The organism is Providencia sp. PROV200 (assembly GCF_049901995.1).
Taxonomy (GTDB): Bacteria; Pseudomonadota; Gammaproteobacteria; order Enterobacterales; family Enterobacteriaceae; genus Providencia; species Providencia rettgeri_E.
This window is the reverse complement of the sequence record NZ_CP096307.1, coordinates 120162-140426: the sequence shown is the minus strand read 5'-3', so window position 1 is coordinate 140426 and position 20265 is coordinate 120162. Positions and strand designations below refer to the sequence as shown.

At 40.5% G+C, this 20265-nt stretch carries 14 protein-coding genes, 1 tRNA gene and 1 pseudogene; 5 read left to right on the top strand and 11 right to left on the bottom strand.

Going from position 1 to position 20265, the window contains the following annotated elements; all coding sequences use genetic code 11:
• Positions 1 to 3 precede the first annotated feature (3 nt).
• The 4 genes and pseudogenes from M1E86_RS00615 to M1E86_RS00600 form a co-directional block, all read right to left on the bottom strand.
• A complete protein-coding gene (locus M1E86_RS00615) occupies positions 4 to 2487 on the bottom strand; it encodes a fimbria/pilus outer membrane usher protein (protein ID WP_213914368.1) in 2484 nt (827 codons plus the stop codon).
• An 85-nt stretch (positions 2488 to 2572) separates the two neighbouring features.
• A complete protein-coding gene (locus tag M1E86_RS00610) occupies positions 2573 to 3103 on the bottom strand; it encodes a fimbrial protein (RefSeq protein WP_213914369.1) in 531 nt (176 codons plus the stop codon).
• Positions 3104 to 3851: 748 nt separating this feature from the next.
• A pseudogene (locus tag M1E86_RS00605) lies at positions 3852 to 4043 on the bottom strand (Arm DNA-binding domain-containing protein); the annotation flags it as partial.
• Positions 4044 to 4207: 164 nt separating this feature from the next.
• A tRNA-Sec gene (locus tag M1E86_RS00600) sits at positions 4208 to 4302 on the bottom strand.
• Between the two features lie 309 nt (positions 4303 to 4611).
• Here M1E86_RS00600 and prlC point away from each other — a divergent pair.
• Positions 4612 to 6654, top strand: coding sequence for an oligopeptidase A (gene prlC / locus M1E86_RS00595; RefSeq protein WP_213914371.1), 2043 nt, complete (start codon positions 4612 to 4614; stop codon positions 6652 to 6654).
• Positions 6647 to 7417, top strand: coding sequence for a 16S rRNA (guanine(1516)-N(2))-methyltransferase RsmJ (gene rsmJ / locus M1E86_RS00590; protein WP_125894651.1), 771 nt, complete (start codon positions 6647 to 6649; stop codon positions 7415 to 7417). Before prlC ends, rsmJ begins: the two co-directional genes overlap by 8 nt.
• A gap of 83 nt (positions 7418 to 7500) precedes the next feature.
• On the opposite strand, the gene gdhA is transcribed toward rsmJ, so the two are convergent.
• Entirely contained in the window at positions 7501 to 8835 is a 1335-nt protein-coding gene (gene gdhA / locus M1E86_RS00585; protein WP_125894649.1) for an NADP-specific glutamate dehydrogenase, read from the bottom strand.
• 267 nt (positions 8836 to 9102) lie between these two features.
• The gene (gene uspA / locus M1E86_RS00580) at positions 9103 to 9537 is read right to left on the bottom strand and encodes a universal stress protein UspA (RefSeq protein ID WP_004263149.1); all 435 of its coding nucleotides are present in this window, start codon (positions 9535 to 9537) and stop codon (positions 9103 to 9105) included.
• A 451-nt stretch (positions 9538 to 9988) separates the two neighbouring features.
• On the opposite strand from uspA, the gene uspB reads away from it, so the two are divergent.
• Positions 9989 to 10324, top strand: coding sequence for a universal stress protein UspB (gene uspB / locus M1E86_RS00575; RefSeq protein ID WP_125894647.1), 336 nt, complete (start codon positions 9989 to 9991; stop codon positions 10322 to 10324).
• A gap of 132 nt (positions 10325 to 10456) precedes the next feature.
• Here uspB and pitA read toward each other — a convergent pair whose 3' ends face one another.
• Positions 10457 to 11947 carry an inorganic phosphate transporter PitA gene (gene pitA, locus M1E86_RS00570; RefSeq protein WP_125894687.1) on the bottom strand — a complete coding sequence of 497 codons (1491 nt, stop codon included), beginning with the start codon at positions 11945 to 11947 and terminating at the stop codon, positions 10457 to 10459.
• 375 nt (positions 11948 to 12322) lie between these two features.
• Between pitA and M1E86_RS00565 the strand changes: the two genes are divergently transcribed.
• Complete coding sequence (locus tag M1E86_RS00565; protein WP_426099221.1) at positions 12323 to 13522, top strand: NAD(P)/FAD-dependent oxidoreductase; 1200 nt, start codon at positions 12323 to 12325, stop codon at positions 13520 to 13522.
• Positions 13523 to 14026: 504 nt separating this feature from the next.
• A complete protein-coding gene (locus M1E86_RS00560; RefSeq protein WP_213914373.1) occupies positions 14027 to 14725 on the top strand; it encodes a pirin family protein in 699 nt (232 codons plus the stop codon).
• 67 nt (positions 14726 to 14792) lie between these two features.
• Here M1E86_RS00560 and pckA read toward each other — a convergent pair whose 3' ends face one another.
• The 4 genes from pckA to M1E86_RS00540 all read right to left on the bottom strand — a co-directional run bounded on the left by pckA (position 14793) and on the right by M1E86_RS00540 (position 20096).
• Positions 14793 to 16412 (bottom strand): phosphoenolpyruvate carboxykinase (ATP), encoded by a 1620-nt coding sequence (pckA, locus tag M1E86_RS00555; RefSeq protein WP_213914374.1) that lies wholly within the window; start codon positions 16410 to 16412, stop codon positions 14793 to 14795.
• A 203-nt stretch (positions 16413 to 16615) separates the two neighbouring features.
• The gene (gene hslO / locus M1E86_RS00550) at positions 16616 to 17488 is read right to left on the bottom strand and encodes an Hsp33 family molecular chaperone HslO (RefSeq protein ID WP_213914375.1); all 873 of its coding nucleotides are present in this window, start codon (positions 17486 to 17488) and stop codon (positions 16616 to 16618) included.
• A 39-nt stretch (positions 17489 to 17527) separates the two neighbouring features.
• On the bottom strand, positions 17528 to 17938 hold the full coding sequence (hslR, locus tag M1E86_RS00545) for a ribosome-associated heat shock protein Hsp15 (protein WP_004906574.1): 411 nt from the start codon (positions 17936 to 17938) through the stop codon (positions 17528 to 17530).
• A 64-nt stretch (positions 17939 to 18002) separates the two neighbouring features.
• Positions 18003 to 20096 carry an IgaA/UmoB family intracellular growth attenuator gene (locus M1E86_RS00540; RefSeq protein WP_125894634.1) on the bottom strand — a complete coding sequence of 698 codons (2094 nt, stop codon included), beginning with the start codon at positions 20094 to 20096 and terminating at the stop codon, positions 18003 to 18005.
• Positions 20097 to 20265 lie beyond the last annotated feature (169 nt).

Below are 20265 nucleotides of genomic sequence, written 5' to 3'. Positions count from 1 at the left end.
ACATTAGTGACTACAAGTCATTGAATCGCTACTTTTAGCAAGCAGACTGTCAGCAAGGAATGTACACGTTTGAGCATCCCCCCAATTGACGCTAAGTTGGTCGCCCATATTCAAGCCGGTTAAGTATACGATGCCAGATTCAGCAATAATGCCTGAAACTTTACCCGTTACGTTATTTTTCACCACTGAGCCTAATGGTGGATATTGGCCGTTTGCCATTTTAACTCTTGTTATCAATGACTTACCAATGTCCGCATCCATTTTAGCATAGCCTATTGCCCCATCCGTGAGTGTAGACGCTAAAACGTTATCATCAATGTTCACGGTATCTGGAAGATTATTCACGTCAACCTTATATTCCATATTATAGTAGGTTGGTACATTACTGATAGTCGCTAATCCACGACTGTTTGTTGTTGCACTACCATTTTCAATAATAACGCCTTTAGCATTTGGTACATCAACCACTAATCGAGATTGGTCACGATACGTGAGGCGGTGAGCTGAAATACCGTGTTGTGTCGCAGTGACTGAACCACTCATTGTCATACTGAGTGAGCTCATTGAGTCTGATAATGCGCCTGTCACTTGTACTTGCCCTGCATCAGCGCTGTGTGACACATAAGTGCTGACCATACCTTCCGATAAACCATCTTGGGTTGATGCCGTTAAATTATAATTCGTGTTTTTATCAACATGTCGGCTGTAATTAACGTTATTAGTATAGCGTTTGGTATTGTCGCTATAAGATGCAAAATAAGATATTGATGCATTTTTGTCTTCAGAACTTAATGGCTTACTGACAGACAAATAAATTTGGTTATCCGTTTTATTATTAGAGCCACGAACTTGGTTTAAAGACAGTGATATATTCCCGCCTTTCATGACACCTTCATCAAAGAACTTATTTAAACCTACACTAAAATAGTTATTTTGCTTGCCATTCCAATATGTCTTACGTGATGCCGTGATATTTGCACTTGCATTGATGCCGCGTAATTGCTGAGCGTAAGACAATGAAAAAACATGCTTATCTTTATTTGTATCGATTTCTTGTCTGTCTACAAAGTTTTGCTCAACAAAATTGGATAATGAGTTAAATGTTCTGTCTGCGAAACGGTAGCCTGTTAACGTCAGCTGTCCATCAATACTGGGTAAGTCTTTTGCATAGTTAATACGATAGCTTTTTCCTTTCTCACGCCCTAACAAGGTATCTGCGTAAGATTGGGTGATATCCACCGAGAAAGCACCTAAAAAACCGAGGTTTTGACCAATACCTATATTAACGGCTTGATATTTATTCCCTGAAGTCGCTACTAACCCACCAAAAACAGAGGTGTTGTTAAATACCCCAACTGAGCTTTCAACCGTCATGAAATTATCGTCAGCATAGGTTCCATTTTTAGGGGATAACTGGCCTAAATTCATGGTATAGCGAACTTGACCTTTACGAGTCAAAAACGGAATATTGGTTGTTGTAAACTGAAACTTTGTTTCTTTACCGTTATCCTCTGTCACTGTAACATCAATGGTTCCCATGACGGATTGGCTTAAATCCTTAATAACAAAAGGACCTGCGGGGACTTTTACTTGGCTAATAATACGGCCATTTTGTGATAATGTGACTGTTGCATTTGAGGCAGCAATCCCCGTAACTTGAGGTGCGTAACCTCTAAGATTAGGTGGCATCATGCTTTCGTCTGTAAAAATGCTCACGCCCTTGAAACGCACGCTATCAAATAAGTCAGATTTAACAAAGATTTCCCCAGCAAACAGCTTTGCCGATAAACTAGCAATGTCCCTAAAAGCATAGACTTGGTCCCAGTCTAAGCTTTGTTTCTTACCGCTACGCCCATCCTCGCCTACTAACTTGTTTTCATATTGGTAATTTGCACGTAAACGCCATTGCGCTAAGTTTGCTCCCACATTACCGAAAGCATATAACTGGTTACGTGTTGCTTCATTTTTGCGAACTAAATGATTATCACTAATTGTGTAATCTAAAATTAAGCCTGCAATGCCGTAATCGCGCATTTCCGGGCTAACCCACGAAGAATAAGTGGATTCCATGTATTTTTGTGGAATAGAAATAACAAGAACTTGTTCACTATCATTAAAATCGATAGCTACATTTTCATCGAGAGATGATAAATTAATACAGTTATCTTCTTGAGACGAAATTAATTTTTCTTTCGCTTCTTTATTTAAAGGAAAACGTTTTATTAACTGTGCTGTAATACACGGCTCAATAATACCGTTATTGCTAATAAATTTAATTTTTTCGCCACGGATAATTTTTTTGTCATTTAAAATAACATCCGATTCATACAGACCTTCATTTAAACTATTTTTCTCAAAATAGCTTAAATCAATATTATCTTCGACAGATAAATTAAGTGCATTAATATTAAAGGTTTCAGCATTAGCATACCCACCACATATAATGAGTGAGATCATATAACCTATATTTTTTTTCTTAAAATACATGTTGGCACTCTTATTATTGTAGTGGGGGAATACAAAGCTTTACGCTAATTAGCGTAAAGCTTTTGGGCTAGACATAATGGCTATCTTATTCGTAGCTTAATACATAGTTTGCAACAGAGCTGATGCTACCTGAAGTTGCTGTACCAGTTGATTCTGCTTGAGCAGATAAAATAATAGTGGTTTCAGATGCTTTCAGTGTTTGTTCTAAAGTATCACCTGGCTTAATTGTTTTACCTGCATTATCAAAGAATGCCACAGCAACGTTATCTGCACTGCCTGAGTTTGACCATAATGTTGCTTTCGCTGTATCAGGTTGACCATTAAATGCAATTTTTACTTTAGAATAAGGTGAGCCTGCAGTACCTGAATCGAGTTGGCAATCTTGTAATTTTAATTCAAATGTATTTAATGGACCTGTTTTACCCGCAGTAGCTAAATTAGCCGCTGAAATACTTCCTAATTGAACTTCTTTATTAACATCAGAAGGAGCAATTGTACAAGCACCGCTATTTACAGTTCCTTTAAATGTAATTTTACCAGAACCAGCATCCGCAGCCATTGCAGAAATAGAAGTCGTAGTTAACGCTAAGCATAATGCGATTAAAGTCTTATTCATTTTGTATACCTTATATATTAAAGAGTAATTAAATTAAAAATTATTTACCTGCTGTGAGGAACGAAATGAATAATATCCGTAAAATGCGTACGCAGATATCGCTAAAGTATGTATTTACCTTGTAGAATGTAACGAAAAATATCAAATTAACTCATTGATATTAAATGAAAATTAAAAACTTAAGATTTATCATTATTTTCATCAATAACCTCTCAGACCATCAAAATTAGAATTTTAATCTTAAAATAATAAATAAGTCAGAACTAAGAATTAACATAACTAACAAAAACAAAAAAAACACACAGAAAGCGTATTTCGTTAGTTAAATATATTTTATGTACTCCGAAATGGAGTTTTTGAGATATTTACTTACAACCATTCACTGATTTGTAATGAGTTTATAACGTTAAAGTAATTTCTTTATGCAAATATTAATTTTAACACCTTGTTTTTATTAGCATAATCTTATTGTGTTAAATAAATTGCGATATACTGTTATATTACGCCTTATTTATAAGATATAATTCATAAAATAAAATACGTAATAAAACAATGCGTTACATGACCACTTATACATAACAAATAATCAGCTCTTCCACCTTCTCCCTACCTATGCAAGCAAATACAGTTCTTTGGATCGTTTTAAAATGATTGGTTTACTTGATAGAAAGTTCATAGTCCACAGTCACAATCAATATTTTTTACTCCCGTAAATGTACTCGTGACTCACTCGCCTGAATATTATGGGCGCATCAGCGAGTGAAACTAGTGGGTACATTCCAAAAGAAAGTCGTTTCTCTTTTCCTCCAAAACGATATTTCATTCTCCAAGCCTTCGATCCATTGGTGTTAACCTCGAGATATAACCCCCCTCCATCGGTCATTTTATAGGGGGTTACCATTGGCCTTGAGGCCGCTACCTGACTGGCTTTGAGCTTCATCGTGGGGGCATCCAAAAAATAAGGAAAAATTATGCCCCCAATTTTGCCCCCAAACAGGGGTATAAACCAGTAAACATGGGGAGAATCAGACAGACTTCGAAGTGATTAATCTTGTTGATTTAAAAGGAAAATATAGACTTTGAGAGAAATTCAGAAACTGCGTTTGGCGGAAGATCACAGGAGTCGAACCTGCCCGGGACTGCTGGCAGCCCCAACTGGATTTGAAATCCAGCCGCCTCACCGGAGACGACGATCTTCCTCTATAGATTGGAAAGTGATTATAGACTGAATTCATTATTTTCCAAAGCATTGAAACTACAACTATTGCCTTTATTGATAAAAGCCAATAAAAATCCCATTTATTGATAAGCGTTAATAAGAAAAAACGTTAGATTGATATTGAGGTTTGTACATTTGCCCCCATATACTTTCTTATATTCGCAATGGCGTGCTGGTTCTATCACCCATAATATTGACCATCTTTGGGTCTAAGTTCGCCATTAAACTTTTATTGTCAACACAGTAAGCCTTGGCCTACGAGCGCAAGCCTGCAATCACAGGATGTTTTATGACAAATTCATTATTAGCCGATTCCGCACTACCCCGCTTTTCTACTATAGAGCCCGCGGATATTTTTCCCGCAGTCCAACACGTACTCAATGAATATCGCCAAACAGTAGAAAACCTGCTGAGTGCAACAGATCAATACACTTGGGATAACCTGTGCCAACCTTTAGAAGAAGCTAGTGATAAGCTTTCTCGTGTTTGGTCACCAGTGGGTCATTTACACTCCGTGAAAAACAGCCCTGAATTACGTGAAGCCTACGAACAATGTTTGCCATTACTGTCTGAATTCAGTACTTGGATGGGGCAACATGAGCCTTTATACCAAGCATATAAATCATTAAAAGAAGGGGATGAATTTAATTCCCTTACCCAAGCTCAACGTAAATCTATCGAAAATACTTTACGTGATTTTGAATTATCCGGCATTGGCTTACCTGCTGAAAAACAGCAACGTTATGGTGAAATTGTTGCACGTTTGTCGGAGATAGCCTCTAAGTTTAGCAATAACGTCCTTGATGCGACCATGGGTTGGAGTAAGCTCATTAAAGACGAAAAAGAATTAGCAGGCATGCCGGAAAGTGCTATTGCCGCAGCAAAAGCCATGGCTGAGTCAAAAGGTGAAGAAGGCTACTTACTTACCCTCGATATGCCAAGCTACTTACCTGTTATGACCTATGCTGACAACGCAGAATTACGACGTGAGATGAGCCATGCATATAGCACCCGTGCGTCTGACCAAGGCCCAAATGCGGGTAAATGGGATAACAGCGAATTAATTGATGAACTGATGGCTTTACGCCACGAACTAGCGCAATTATTAGGTTTTAAAAACTACGCAGAAAAATCCCTTGCCACCAAAATGGCCGAGTCGCCAGAGCAAGTGCTAAATTTCCTCAATGATTTAGCCGATCGTGCTCATCAACAAGGGGAAAATGAACTAGCTGAACTAACAGCTTTTGCTAAAGAACATTATGGTGTCGATACACTTGAGTCTTGGGATTTAGCTTATTACAGCGAAAAACAAAAACAGCATAAATTCTCATTAAATGATGAACAATTACGTCCATATTTCCCTGAACAACGCGTACTGAATGGGTTGTTCGAAGTTGTTCATCGTATCTATGGTTTAACGGCCAAAGAACGCAATGATGTAGAAACATGGCATAAAGATGTGCGTTTCTTTGAACTCTATGATGAAACCAATACCTTACGCGGCAGCTTCTACCTAGACCTCTATGCTCGCGAACATAAACGAGGCGGAGCTTGGATGGATGACTGTGTTGGCCGCATGGTGCATAAAGACGGCTCATTACAAAATCCTGTAGCCTATTTAACCTGTAACTTCAACAAACCACTTGGCGATAAACCCGCACTGTTTACGCATAATGAAGTCACGACCTTATTCCACGAATTTGGTCACGGCTTGCACCATATGTTAACGCAAATTGATGTGGCCGATGTCGCTGGGATCAATGGTGTACCATGGGATGCTGTCGAACTGCCAAGTCAGTTTATGGAAAATTGGTGCTGGGAGCCTGAAGCCCTCGAATTTATTTCTGGCCATTATGAGACAGGCGAACCATTACCAACAGAAATGCTCAATAGCATGTTAGCGGCGAAGAATTACCAGTCAGCCATGTTTGTTCTGCGCCAGTTGGAATTTGGCCTGTTTGATTTCACCTTACATGCTGAGTATGACCCAGCAAAAGGTGCGCAAGTCATGCCCACGTTATATGCAATTAAAGATAAAGTCGCCGTGGTCCCTTCACCAACATGGTCGCGCTTCCCACATGCTTTTAGCCATATTTTCGCAGGTGGCTATGCAGCAGGCTATTACAGCTACTTATGGGCAGATGTGCTTGCGGCTGATGCATATTCACGTTTCAGTGAAGAAGGTATCTTTAACCGCCAAACGGGTCAGTCTTTCCTCGACAATATCTTAAGTCGTGGTGGTTCAGAAGAACCAATGACGCTGTTTGAACGCTTCCGTGGTCGCAAACCAGAACTCGATGCCATGTTGAAGAGCTATGGTATTCATGGCTAATCGTATTGAGATCCAATTGATCTGCGAAGAGGGTGCCGATCCCGGCACTCTTTCTCAACTTTCTGAAAAATGGCAACTTTCTCACACCCCTGATGCCGTTATGGCGGTTGTACTTACGCCTGAAAACTTACAACTGCGCAAACTAGATGAGCCTAAGTTAGGGGGTATTTTTGTTGATTTCGTCTCGGGCGCGATGGCCCATCGTCGCAAATTTGGTGGAGGTCGCGGTGAAGCTGTTGCCAAAGCCGTCGGGATCAAAAAAGATTATCTTCCCGATGTGATTGATGCCACTGCTGGTTTAGGGCGTGATGCCTTTGTTCTAGCCGCTCTCGGTTGCCATGTCCGCATGTTAGAGCGCCACCCTGTGGTTGCTGCTCTATTGGATGATGGTTTACAACGAGGCTATCAAGATGCAGAAATTGGCCCATGGTTACAAGAGCGAATGTCATTGATTCATGCGTCCAGTATTACAGCACTGAGTGAGATAACCCATGCCCCTGATGTTATCTATCTTGACCCAATGTATCCTCATCGGCAAAAAAGTGCTTTGGTGAAAAAAGAAATGCGGGTATTTCAGTCATTGGTGGGAGCAGATAATGACGCAGATTCCTTATTAGCCCCTGCGCTTGCTTTGGCTAAACGTAGAGTGGTTGTTAAGCGCCCTGACTACGCAGAACCCCTAGCGGGACAAAAAGCGCCATCAGCGGTTACCACTAAAAACCATCGGTTTGATATCTATCCATGCATTAAAAGTAACGAATAAACGTAACGGCGAAGGGCGTATGTACAGGTGAATTTATCAGTATGATACAGCCGCCCTTTCGCGTACGTTTTGAGGTCAGAGAATTACAACACACCCTGCCCAAGCATTGCATCAGCGACTTTTACGAAGCCCGCGATATTAGCGCCTTGAACATAGTTTGTTTGTTTCTCTTCACCACCGAATTCCACACAATGCTGGTGGATATCCAACATGATGTGGTGCAGACGAGCGTCAACTTTCTCTGCTTTCCAACCTAGGCGAGCCGCATTCTGTGCCATTTCTAGACCGGAAGTCGCAACACCACCTGCGTTAGCCGCTTTGCCTGGTGCAAACAGCACCCCTGCTTCAAGGAACAGCTCAGTTGCAGGAATAGTTGTTGGCATATTAGCCCCTTCTGCGACCGCTTTAACGCCATTTTTAATTAACACTTTTGCTGCATCAACATCCAGCTCATTTTGTGTTGCACATGGCAGAGCGATATCAACAGGCACATTCCATGGTTGCTGACCCGCTAAGTAAGTTAAGCCAAACTCTTTTGCATATTCTTCAATACGACCATAGTTGTTTTTGATTTCTTCTAAACGAGCTAATTTCTCTGTTGTAAAGCCGGCTTCATCAACAACTGTGCCACTTGAATCAGATGCAGTAACGACTTTCGCGCCCAATTCCATACATTTTTCAATGGTGTACTGCGCAACGTTACCTGAACCGGAAACCGCAACACGCATTCCTTCAAAACCTAGGCCATGGCGTTTTAGCATCGCATTGGTGAAATAAACCAAACCGTAACCGGTTGCTTCTGGACGAATTAAACTGCCACCAAAAGACAATCCTTTACCCGTGAATACACAAGAAGTGTCATTAGACAGTTTTTTCATCATCCCTGTCATAAAGCCCACTTCACGACCACCCACACCAATATCCCCTGCTGGGACGTCAGTATTAGAACCGATATGGCGATACAATTCTGTCATCAATGCTTGGCAAAAACGCATCACTTCACCATGACTTTTACCTTTAGGATCAAAGTCAGAGCCACCTTTACCACCACCCATTGGTAATGTGGTCAAAGCATTTTTCAGTGTTTGTTCGAAGCCTAAGAATTTCAGGATAGATAAATTCACAGATGGATGAAAACGCATACCACCTTTGAATGGGCCGATTGCAGAGCTAAATTGCACACGCCATGCACGATTGACTTGAACTTTACCTTGGTCGTCCACCCAACACACTCGAAATTGAATTACACGCTCAGGTTCAACAAAACGTTCCAGTAAAGCTTGGTCACGATACTTAGCATTTTGCTCTAAAAACGGCCAAAGGGAAGTGAATACTTCACGCACTGCTTGTAGAAATTCAGGTTGAGAAGGGTCTCTTTTTTGGACAGACTCCAAGAACGAAGATAGTGATTGTGTCATCTATGTCTTCCTTTTTAACATTGTAGTTGTTGTGATGTGCCTCACTCTTTCTTTTCATTATTTTTAGGAAATGTGAGGTTGATTTGCGTTTGCCTATTGAATATATCATTAGTTTGTATTCTAAATTCAAGGTTTTTTTTCACTCAATAGCAAAATAAATTGCTTGACCTGCCAATAACTCCCTCAAGATACATATTTTGAAACAAAAAAAACGCCTGCATAAGCAAGCGTTTTTAGTGAATAATATTTCAAATATAGAGATATGGATTATTCTTCATCATCATTCAGTGGAACAATCAACATATCCACATGGACGGTATTGATTAACTGACGAGCAGACGACATCAGCTTGCTCCAGAAATCTTGGTGATGCCCACAGACCACTAAATCCATATTGTATTTTTTAATGGCATCGACCAGTACTTGACCTAGGTCACCGCTGCCACTGAGTGTTTCTTGAATTTCATAACCTGCACCCGCAGACAAGTCCTTCAGAGCATTACGCGTTTCATCAGTAATACGTTGCTGCATGTCTCCAAGATTGACATCAATAAGACCGGTATAGAGGTCTGAATAGTTAACATCAACATGGATCATAGATACTTTGGCCCCGTAAGGTTTTGCCATAGAGACAGCCTTATCCAGTAATACTTTACTTTCAGGTGATAAATCTACCGCAACGAGAATATGTTTGTAAGCCATAAGTAAACTCCTTCGGAATGCTGATTATCTGGTGGTTATGCCTTCACCACATTTTTATGAATACTATACCCGCTAATTGTGATTATTAAGTGTCGCTTTGATCACATCTAAGCAGATTAACCTTAAAATCATCACTGCATATAACATTTTATAAAACAATAACATCATTCATTCAATATTAATATATAGCCCTAAAAAATTCGAGTTATGGGAAATACTTTAGCTTAGAGAAACAACAAGGTTGTACAGCAAACTGTGATATCAAAGTTCAGTAACCCAAGTTTAATTTCTTCAATATAAACAAAAGGTCATCACAAATTTGCGCTAACTGCACTTTTTTTAAACAGTAATTTATCCTACAATAAAATAACTGAGTATAAGTACAATTTTTCTGCTGTATTTCCTTTGCGACAATTGCTGTGAGCTTGAGCTAGGTTCTAAGGAGAGGATTATGTTCAGTATGATTGCATTGTTTTGGGCATTATGCATTTTGTGCATCTTAAATATGATGCGGTATTTTTCTTCCATTCGTGCTTTATTATCTATTCTAAGGGACTCAGACCCTCTGCTTTATCAATCCGTTGATGGTAATGGTTTTTTTACTACACACGGTCAACTGAACAAGCAACTACGGTTAGTTCGATATATAAATAACAAACAATACCTTGAACATTATGACCCTGAGGTTATTTTGCGTTGTGAGCGGATCCGCAAGCAATTCATGATGATAAGCAGGCTCAGCATTCTTGTTGTCGTGAGCTTAGTCTATTTATTGATAACGGGTTAATTGTAATTAGTGACTGACTAATAAAAAAATAGTGATGACCTTACGATCATCACTATTTTGTATATGTAGATTACTGTGTTCATGTAACGGTTAAAGGCCCCATACTTATGCATGAAGCCAAAATTAGTGCGACTAGATAAACAGCAGCGATAGCCAGTACAACCCACCCGATAACACAATGGACACCGGTAAAGTTAATAACCATGCTAACGCGATGCTTTTAATGGTTTTTGTTTGTACGCCACCACCATCGACAACCATCGTCCCCGCAACGGCAGAAGATAAAACCTGCGTTGTTGAAACGGGCATACCAGTATAACTTGCCACGCCGATAGACACCGCTGCAGTCACCTGAGCAGAGACACCTTGCGCATAAGTCATGCCTTTCTTACCAATTTTCTCACCAATGGTCACGGCAACACGCTGCCAACCGAACATGGTGCCTAATGATAATGCTAAAGCAACCGCAATAATGATCCACAGAGGCGCATATTCAACGGTATACAGCAAATCATTACTGAGTTTTTTCAGCAAGCTGGCATCTTTCGAGCTTGTTTCTGGTAATTTCGCAACCGCATTCGCAGTATCAGAGATACACATCAGTAAACGGCGTGCGTGGTTACGTTGGTCTGGCGTCAACTCTTCGTAGCTTTGAATGCCATTTAGCATCGTTTGAGCTTGATTTAAAATAGCGGCAGTACGCGTGCTATCACAATGGAATTCGCCACCTGGTTCATCACTACTTTCTGCAACGGCAGGCGCATTTTCTATTGCATGGTTTAACGCTGGTTTATGTGTTTCATAGTATTGTTGCAGGTGGACAACCGCATCATGCGTTTTTGCGATGTCATAACCGTTAGAATTCATATTCATAACGAAACCTGCTGGGGCAACACCAATTAGCACTAGCATGATAAGACCGATGCCTTTCTGGCCATCGTTCGCACCATGAGAGAAACTTACCCCAACTGCTGACAAAATCAATGCAGTTCGGGTCCAGAATGGTGGCTTACGCTTACCATCTTTTTTCTCACGTTCCGCTGGTGTTAAGTGAATACGTCGACGTTTCTTTGTGCCACTCCAATAACGGCGCAAAAAGAAAATCATCAAACCGGCAATCACAAAACCGATAGCTGGAGACAAAATTAATGACATGAAAATACTGATCATTTTCGGTATATTCAAGGCATCAACGACAGACGAATCAGTCACAATCGCGTTGGTTAAACCCACCCCGATTATCGCGCCAATCAGCGTGTGCGAACTGGAAGCAGGGATACCTAAGTACCAAGTTCCAAGGTTCCAAATAATTGCAGCCAAGAGCAATGAAAAAACCATTGCAAGGCCGTGAGCTGAGCTCACATTGAGTAGGAGGTCTGTTGGTAAGAGGTGGACAATTGCATATGCGACGCTCAACCCCCCCAGCAAGACACCAAAAAAGTTAAAAACCCCTGCCATGACAACTGCGAACTGAGCCCGCATTGCTCTGGTATAAATAACCGTAGCTACCGCGTTAGCGGTGTCATGGAAGCCATTTATAGCCTCATAGACCAGCACAAATAACAGTGCCAGAACTAATAATAGACCTGTATGAAATTCTAAACCTGTAAAAAGATGTAGCATAGACGTTAAGCCATTATATGTTGGACATGAACGCGGCGCATTATCAGTGACAAACGCTGGCGGTGGAAGCAAAATCTAACCTTTTTTTGATTTAACTACTCATCAAAAAAGTACCCCATAGCAATTACCCCATATTTTTCAATAAATTAAAGCAATCAAACTTATTCTGAATTTTTGAAACTTTTTAACGATATTTCCAGAAAATAATCGTTGTTTGCTTTTTTTAGACGAATTTCTCTAATTATAATACGTCCTGTATAGTTTTCATCAGTTCTTCCTCGAAGCTTTACATTACAATCATGATGAGATGACGTAAAATATCCGTATTGCTAATGTAATTATGCTTAAAATCAAACATATATAGAGACACTTACTGTGAAAAATTTCGACGTTATTATTTTAGGTGCTGGCGCAGCGGGTTTATTTTGTGCCTCACACTCTGGCAAACGCGGTTTAAAGACGCTAGTGGTTGATAACGGAAAAAAATTAGGCAGAAAAATATTGATGTCCGGTGGTGGTCGCTGCAATTTCACTAATATGTACGCAGAGCATAGCAATTACATTTCAACAAACCCGCATTTTTGTAAGTCAGCACTTGCTCGCTATACACAGTGGGATTTTATCGCTTTAGTTGCTAAATATAATATTCCATACCATGAAAAAACCCTAGGGCAGCTTTTTTGTGATAATAGCGCACAAGATATCGTCGATATGCTGCAAAATGAGTGTAACTTACCGAATATAACGATAAAACTTCGCAGCGAAGTCACTGGTGTCGAAAAAATACCAGAGAGCTTTCTGGTCACGGTAAATGGAAGTCAAGTAAGTGCTCGCTCACTGGTTGTCGCAACGGGTGGGTTATCGATGCCAGGTCTTGGCGCCACACCATTTGGCTACCGCATCGCAGAACAATTTGGCCACTCTATTATTCCAACTCGTGCTGGCCTTGTGCCATTTACACTGCATAAGCCACTTTTAGAAGCGCTGCAAGTCCTTTCAGGGATCTCAGTCGCAGCAACCGTGACAGCTGCGGATGGGACGTTGTTTAAAGAAAATATTCTCTTTACCCATCGTGGCCTCTCCGGCCCTGCTATCTTGCAAATTTCTAGTTATTGGAACCCCGGAGAGTATGTGAGTATTAACTTACTTCCTAACCTTTCACTGAGCGACTTTTTAGCGGCAGAAAAGCAAGAGCACCCAAATCAATCCTTAAAAAATACCCTTGCAAAATTATTGCCTAAGCGGCTAATTGAAATCATGCAAGCCCAAGGGCAAATCCCTGAGTGCGCCCTAAAGCAATTGAACCATCCGCAAATTGAAGTGCTGCATAACACGTTACATGCCTGGCAGGTTCAACCCAACGGGACAGAAGGTTACCGCACCGCAGAGGTGACCCTAGGAGGTGTTGATACCCATGAGATATCATCGAAAACAATGGGTTCACTGAAAACTGAGGGGCTATATTTTATTGGTGAAGTCGTCGATGTCACTGGCTGGTTAGGTGGTTATAACTTCCAATGGGCTTGGAGTTCTGCGGCAGCCTGTGCAGAAAGCCTGCCCATTCCCCCTAATTAATTTAAAGGGAACAATATCCGCGATGCCTTCTTGTTTGCATCCTTTTAACCGAATATATCTTAATCCATTGAAAAATAATGGTTAATATTTAACTCTATAGAAATCATATAATTGCAGTTTTAATTATAAGATATATTATTTTGGTTAAAAATAATGCTTTACAAACGATAGTGATAACTATTATCATTATCATTACTTCCTCGATACGGTTACTTAGTCACCTATTGTAAGAAGTACGACATTGCTCACATTGCTTCCAGTGTTTACTTTAGCCAGCCTTGCGCTGGCTATTTTTTTATCTACATCAACGGCTTAATTGGCTAAAATTCCCACATCGTCATTTTCTATCCATTTTCTTCACTTATCTCAAACCTACTTGTTCAAATTTTTTGGATCCTATGGTTAACGGCAGCTACTTTTCTCTTTTCGCAAAATGGTTAAACTGTCATCAATACATTTAGAGCGAGTTCAACCAAGGTTGAAATCCGTACAGGAGAAAACACGATGATCTATTTACGCAAAGCAAACGAACGTGGTCATGCAAACCATGGATGGCTCGACAGTTGGCATACCTTTTCATTCTCTAGCTACTATGATGAGCAATTTATGGGCTTCTCTGCGCTAAGAGTGATTAACGAAGACTTTATTGCGGCTGGCCAAGGGTTTGGAACACATCCCCATAACGATATGGAGATATTGACCTATGTGCTCAATGGGACTGTCGAACATAAAGACAGCATGGGCAATATGGAGCAAATCCCTGCGGGTGAATTCCAAATTATGAGTGCGGGTACGGGTATTCGTCATTCTGAATACAACCCAAGCAATGAAGAAGAGCTACATCTGTACCAAATTTGGATCATTCCTGAAAAAACAGGGATTGAGCCGCGTTATGAGCAAAAACGGTTCGATTCCAAAGATGGCAAGCAATTGGTGCTATCACCGGATGCGCGTGATGGCTCATTAAAAGTTTATCAGGATATGGAACTGTGGCGCTGGGCATTGCCAGCTAATAAAACACACACTCATGCGATCGCAAATAAACGTGTTGTCTGGATCCAAGTCGTTAAAGGGAATGTTGAAGTCAATGGCCAAAAAGCAACCACCAGCGATGGTTTAGCCATTTGGCAGGAAACAGAGCTCACCATCAAAGCGAGTGAAGATAGTGAAATTCTGTTGTTTGACTTACCCGCCGCAGAATAATCATTTTCACAACAAAAAGGCTCTACCTAGGTAGAGCCTTTTTCTATTTATTGACTCACAAAGCCAATTACTGTTTTGGCCCTGCTTTCACCAGTGCAGCACCTGCTGGAGTATCCGTGTACTTATCAAAGTTATTCACGAAACGTTCCGCTAAGTCTTTCGCTTTTTCATCCCACTGCGCTTTGTCTGCATAAGTATTACGTGGGTCTAGGATATTGGTATCCACACCCGGTAATGCTGTTGGGACTTCTAAATCGAATACCGGCAGTTTAATCATGTCTGCTTTTTCGATATCGCCACTTAAAATAGCATCGATAATGGCACGTGTATCTTTGATGGAAATACGTTTACCTGTACCATTCCAACCTGTATTCACTAAGTAAGCTTTCGCGCCGACAGCTTCCATACGCTTAACCAATACTTCAGCGTATTGTGTTGGGTGCAGTGATAAGAATGCAGCACCAAAACATGCAGAGAATGTCGGGGTCGGTTCCGTCACACCACGCTCTGTACCTGCTAGTTTCGCCGTGAAGCCCGACAAGAAGTGGTACTGCGTTTGCTCAGGCGTCAAACGAGAAACCGGCGGTAATACACCAAATGCATCTGCGGTTAAGAAGATAACTTTTGTTGCATGACCTGCTTTAGAAACAGGTTTTACAATGTTTTCAATGTGGTAGATTGGATAAGAAACACGGGTGTTTTCAGTTTTCGAACCATCATTGAAATCGACTGAACCATCTGCCAATACTACGACGTTTTCTAATAACGCATCACGTTTGATAGCGCCATAGATATCTGGCTCAGCTTCTTTAGATAGGTTGATCGTTTTTGCGTAGCAACCGCCTTCAAAGTTGAATACGCCGTCATCATCCCAACCGTGTTCATCGTCACCAATTAACTTGCGTTTTGGGTCCGTAGAAAGTGTTGTTTTACCTGTTCCAGATAAGCCAAAGAAAATGGCTACATCGCCTTTTTCACCGACGTTAGCGGAACAGTGCATAGATGCAATGCCTTTTAATGGCAACAGGTAGTTCATCATAGAGAACATACCTTTCTTCATTTCGCCACCGTACCAAGAGCCACCGATCAGTTGCATGCGTTCTGTTAAGTTGAACGCAACAAAGTTTTCTGAATTCAAACCTTGTTCTTTCCAATTCGGGTTAGTACATTTCGCACCATTCATAACGATAAAGTCAGGTTCAAAACCGACTAACTCTTCATCTGATGGGCGAATGAACATGTTTTTAACGAAATGCGCCTGCCATGCAACTTCAGTGATAAAGCGTACTTTTAGACGCGTATCAGCGTTCGCACCACAGAATGCATCAACGATAAATAAACGTTTACCTGACAGTTGTTCCGTCACTAAATGTTTGAGATCCGCCCAAACTTCTTGTGACATAGGTTTGTTATCATTTTTACCTTTACCTTGGTCTGCCCACCAAACTGTATCGCGAGTCACATCATCACGTACAATATATTTATCTTTTGGGGAACGGCCAGTAAAGATACCTGTATCAACCGCAACAGCACCTAAAGTAGTTACTGTTCCGCGCTCATAACCTTCAAGTTCTGGCTTAGTTTCTTCCGTGAATAATAGCTCGTAACTTGGGTTATAAACCACTTCAGTTACATCATGAATACCGTACTTTTCAAGTTCCTTCAGGGTAATGCTTTTAGCGCTCATTATATTGCTCCTGGTAAACATAACTAATCTGCGGATGATCATAATTCTTTACGACTAATTAACAGCGATTGCTATCAAAGAATTGAAAATGTATAATTTTTTTTAATTCATAATGAGACTTAGAGCACGTAATAATGCTTTAAAATTATAAAAAAAAGGTGCAGAATTGCACCCTTGTCACATAATTAGGTTGCTAAATCGTATCAGTGAAGTTGCTGATTTAGCTCATTATTTAACCCTTGAAGATCAGATTCAATAAATACATAGTGTGAGCCACAAAATTCACATTCCATATCAATTTTTCCATCTTTGTGCAAAATCTCGATAACATCTTCCTTCGGCAAGGTGGCTAACGTACCTTCACAACGCTCCCTTGAACAAGTACAACGAAACTCGACAGATTGTGGGTCATATAGCGTGACATCTTCTTCATGATAAAGACGATGTAAAATCTCTTTCACATCTAATGTGCTCAGCTCTTGGCCTTTAATTGTGGCCGTCAGTTGCACTAAATGTTCAAAGAAATCATGGCTAGTTTCATTTGCTGCAGGCAAAACTTGCAACAGCATGCCACCTGCACTTGGTTTCCCATCCACTTCACCCACGCGGATGAATAAACGGGTTGGTAATTGCTCGGATTGGCGGAAATAGGCATCAATGCTTTCTTCGATAGAATCCCCTTCGATCGCCACAATCCCTTGATAACGTTCACCTTGATTCGGTGTAATGGTAATCACCATAAAACCGTTACCAACCATCTGTTTCAGGGTGCTACCTGCTACAACGGGACCATCTACACGGGCAACGCCACGCATCTGTTGTAAATTATTGCCGTTGATAACCGCCAAATTGACAGGACCATCGCCTTGGATTTGAACAGTAATATCGCCATCGAACTTCAACGTTGCCGTCAATAAACTGGTTGCAACAAGTAACTCTCCTAGCAAACCTTTTACCGCAGTTGGGTAGTCATGGTTTTCTAAAATGTGTTCAAAGGTTTCATCCACACTAATCATTTCTCCGCGAACAGAATGTTGTTCAAATAAAAAACGGTGGAGTGAGTCTTGGTTTGCCATAATATCTCTCTATTGCTTTGACTGTTGCTCAGGCCGTCATTAAGACGACTCATGAGAATTTGTTTGTTTAAACTTTAACAGAGTACGCCGTTCTTTCTTATCTGGACGTCGCTCTGGATGTGGCATCGTCAGTGCGTTCATCTTACGCGCTTGTGCCATTTTCTCTCGTTGTTCAATACTTTCTACGGTTTCACAGTACAATAACTGTGCTTCCGGTGCACCTTTGCGCTGGCTGCTGATCTGCATGATTTCAACCGTACGTTCATCATTACCTTGTCGAAGTTTAACGATTCCATGCAGCTCAACAATTTTTCCAGGCTTAGTTCTTTGTCCATTGTAATGGACTTTACCGCCTTCAATCATTTCACGAGCGACTGCACGCGTTTTATAGAATCGCGCAGCCCACAGCCATTTATCAAGGCGAACAGGTTCTATAGTGGATTGATTCATGGGGCCTCCTCGACATAAGTCTGAATCAAACTAAGAAGAGGCTCCCTCGATTTTCGGGATGATACTATCGACGATAGGGAGGGGGATTAGCCTCAAAACACTTATCATAATATTCTGTGATATTACGCAAACGCTTCTTATTATTCAAAACACGTAGCACAATCAACGAACCATTTAACAGTGCACACACCAACAAAAACAGCATAAAAAGCGTACTACATATATACTGAGATACCACTTTTGCATTGGGTTCTTCATGCAACACAATCTGCAATGTGCCATTGGCATCTACGGATAAATGAGTAATAACCCCTTCAATATTGAACGGTGTATTGATCAGAAGATTTGATAACCGTTGCAACTCTTGCCAGCGCTGTAGTGGCGATTGCTCATTAAAAGAAGTTCCCGGTATCGAATCAACTAAAGGCTTATTTTCATCACTAATTAATAAAACACCACCAGGGGGAGGGCTATTAATTTTACGCACTTCTCTGTCTATTTCTGTACTGATAAAATCATATATGGTGTCTTCCACGATGTTTTCCAAGGCCTCGGCACTACCTGCACGTAATAAAACATGAGCCCCTGTTAATTTTCCCGCAGCCGCTTTTTTTACTAAAGTAGGCCAATCCTCTGTACTTCCTAGATTTGTCAGTGCATTTTTTAATTTTAGGCAATTATCAGAATTATGACACAGCTGCTCTGTTCCCAAAATAATAGCTGAAAAATCAAAGATAATATTCATCCCTGATTTCATAATATCGCGCTGTAGTCTTGGGTTAACACCTACCGAATTTTTATCTGGATGCAACTGGCTTTTGACAGTATCAAGCAATGTTATTGAGCGCTCAACAACTTCTGATTGGGGTTCGGTTAGTAAACTAACATCATTCCAATAAATACCTGAGCAATCAAACGGCACAAATTGCGCTTGGTTTTCTTTATTCAAATTTGGAGGGCGGTAACACATCCCTTTACCTTGGGCAACTAAGGTATCCCCAATTTTTATCTGCCGAGAAACGAGATCATTAGGGTCATCAACCTTAATTTTCTCTGTGCCACCTAGCCAAGCAAAACCAAGTTTTATCGGTAACCCCATCGGTTGATAGGCAAATATCAGCATCATCGTTAATAATGCCCCAACTAACATCAACACATTCTTTTTGAACCGTTTGTATGGATAATAATGTTCTTCTTCATGCAAAGAAAGGTATTTGCCGTGTCTAACCACCTCACCTGTCGTATAAAAATCAATATTAACAGCTTGGTTTTCTTCGTATTTTAAATAATTTGCCCAATGGCTGGGATAGTGCAAGTCAATACCTGCAATAGACGTATTCGTGGAATATTTTTTATCAAGCTCGCCATAAAGCTCCCAGCGCTTTGGTTGACCGCGAATACATTGAATATCTTGATATTTTCGAGGAAACATCCTAGAACGAAAGAGAATAAGTAACCCAACAATAAACGTAATCATGGTAATCACTAACCCCGATTCCTGTAATAACGGAATTGAAACGAGGGTTAAATAACCAAATAAAAAACTCAAGCAAATAGTTGCAGCGCCAAGCCAACCTGTAGAATGGTGTAACCGATACTCTTCAATCGTCTCTTTACGAACTTTCAATCGCTCAATACTATGTTCACCGCGTTCTTGAATTGCTGCATCAGACCATGTTGAGTCACTGGGTACACTGGTTTGCCATTCACCGCTGAAATCCTTCAATGAGTGGCTGTTCATTGAAATGATCAAGGGTAAATGGTCTGTTTCTACAATCTCCATGACATTTTGGCGTTGTAAGAAAGGTTCAAGCTGCGAAGGGAGCTGAACCTCAATAGTATCGATAAAATAGCGCCAGCTATTCCCTTGCTCTTGGCGTAAGTTAAAACGCGTTAATGAATGACAAACCGTGGCAATGATTGAATTTTTTTTGATCTGCCATGGATGCTGAGATGTATTTATTGAGATAGCAGAGCAATAATTTAAATACTGAGAGAGGGTTTGGTAATCTGAATCAATCATTTTTCTAAATGATGGTGACGCGACAGAAGGTATTTGATAGACGCCAGAACGCCGCCCCCGCCTAAAAAATAGGAAGGAAGCCATTATAGTTAGGCTAATAACAATTATAGCCGTTATAATGACATGATTCAGCATTGTTTCCCCAATGAAAAATGAATAAGAAAAGCATATCAATCCTCAGACTTTCTAAAAATAAGCCAATTCCTATTCTATTTATGATTTTTATTTTAAATTACAGTATCTTGTAAAAAAATATTTTATTTATTTATCCATTCGATTTTTGAACGATGATTATACTAACAGC

Bases quoted from the DNA above. Each gene is read 5' to 3' on its own strand.
- M1E86_RS00615 (WP_213914368.1), bottom strand. From the start codon at position 2,487: ATGTATTTTAAGAAAAAAAATATAGGTTATATGATCTCACTCATTATA.
- M1E86_RS00560 (WP_213914373.1), top strand. From the start codon at position 14,027: ATGATCTATTTACGCAAAGCAAACGAACGTGGTCATGCAAACCATGGA.
- gdhA (WP_125894649.1), bottom strand. From the start codon at position 8,835: ATGACACAATCACTATCTTCGTTCTTGGAGTCTGTCCAAAAAAGAGAC.
- pitA (WP_125894687.1), bottom strand. From the start codon at position 11,947: ATGCTACATCTTTTTACAGGTTTAGAATTTCATACAGGTCTATTATTA.
- hslR (WP_004906574.1), bottom strand. From the start codon at position 17,938: ATGAATCAATCCACTATAGAACCTGTTCGCCTTGATAAATGGCTGTGG.
- M1E86_RS00610 (WP_213914369.1), bottom strand. From the start codon at position 3,103: ATGAATAAGACTTTAATCGCATTATGCTTAGCGTTAACTACGACTTCT.
- M1E86_RS00540 (WP_125894634.1), bottom strand. From the start codon at position 20,096: ATGCTGAATCATGTCATTATAACGGCTATAATTGTTATTAGCCTAACT.
- prlC (WP_213914371.1), top strand. From the start codon at position 4,612: ATGACAAATTCATTATTAGCCGATTCCGCACTACCCCGCTTTTCTACT.
- hslO (WP_213914375.1), bottom strand. From the start codon at position 17,488: ATGGCAAACCAAGACTCACTCCACCGTTTTTTATTTGAACAACATTCT.
- uspB (WP_125894647.1), top strand. From the start codon at position 9,989: ATGTTCAGTATGATTGCATTGTTTTGGGCATTATGCATTTTGTGCATC.
- uspA (WP_004263149.1), bottom strand. From the start codon at position 9,537: ATGGCTTACAAACATATTCTCGTTGCGGTAGATTTATCACCTGAAAGT.
- rsmJ (WP_125894651.1), top strand. From the start codon at position 6,647: ATGGCTAATCGTATTGAGATCCAATTGATCTGCGAAGAGGGTGCCGAT.
- pckA (WP_213914374.1), bottom strand. From the start codon at position 16,412: ATGAGCGCTAAAAGCATTACCCTGAAGGAACTTGAAAAGTACGGTATT.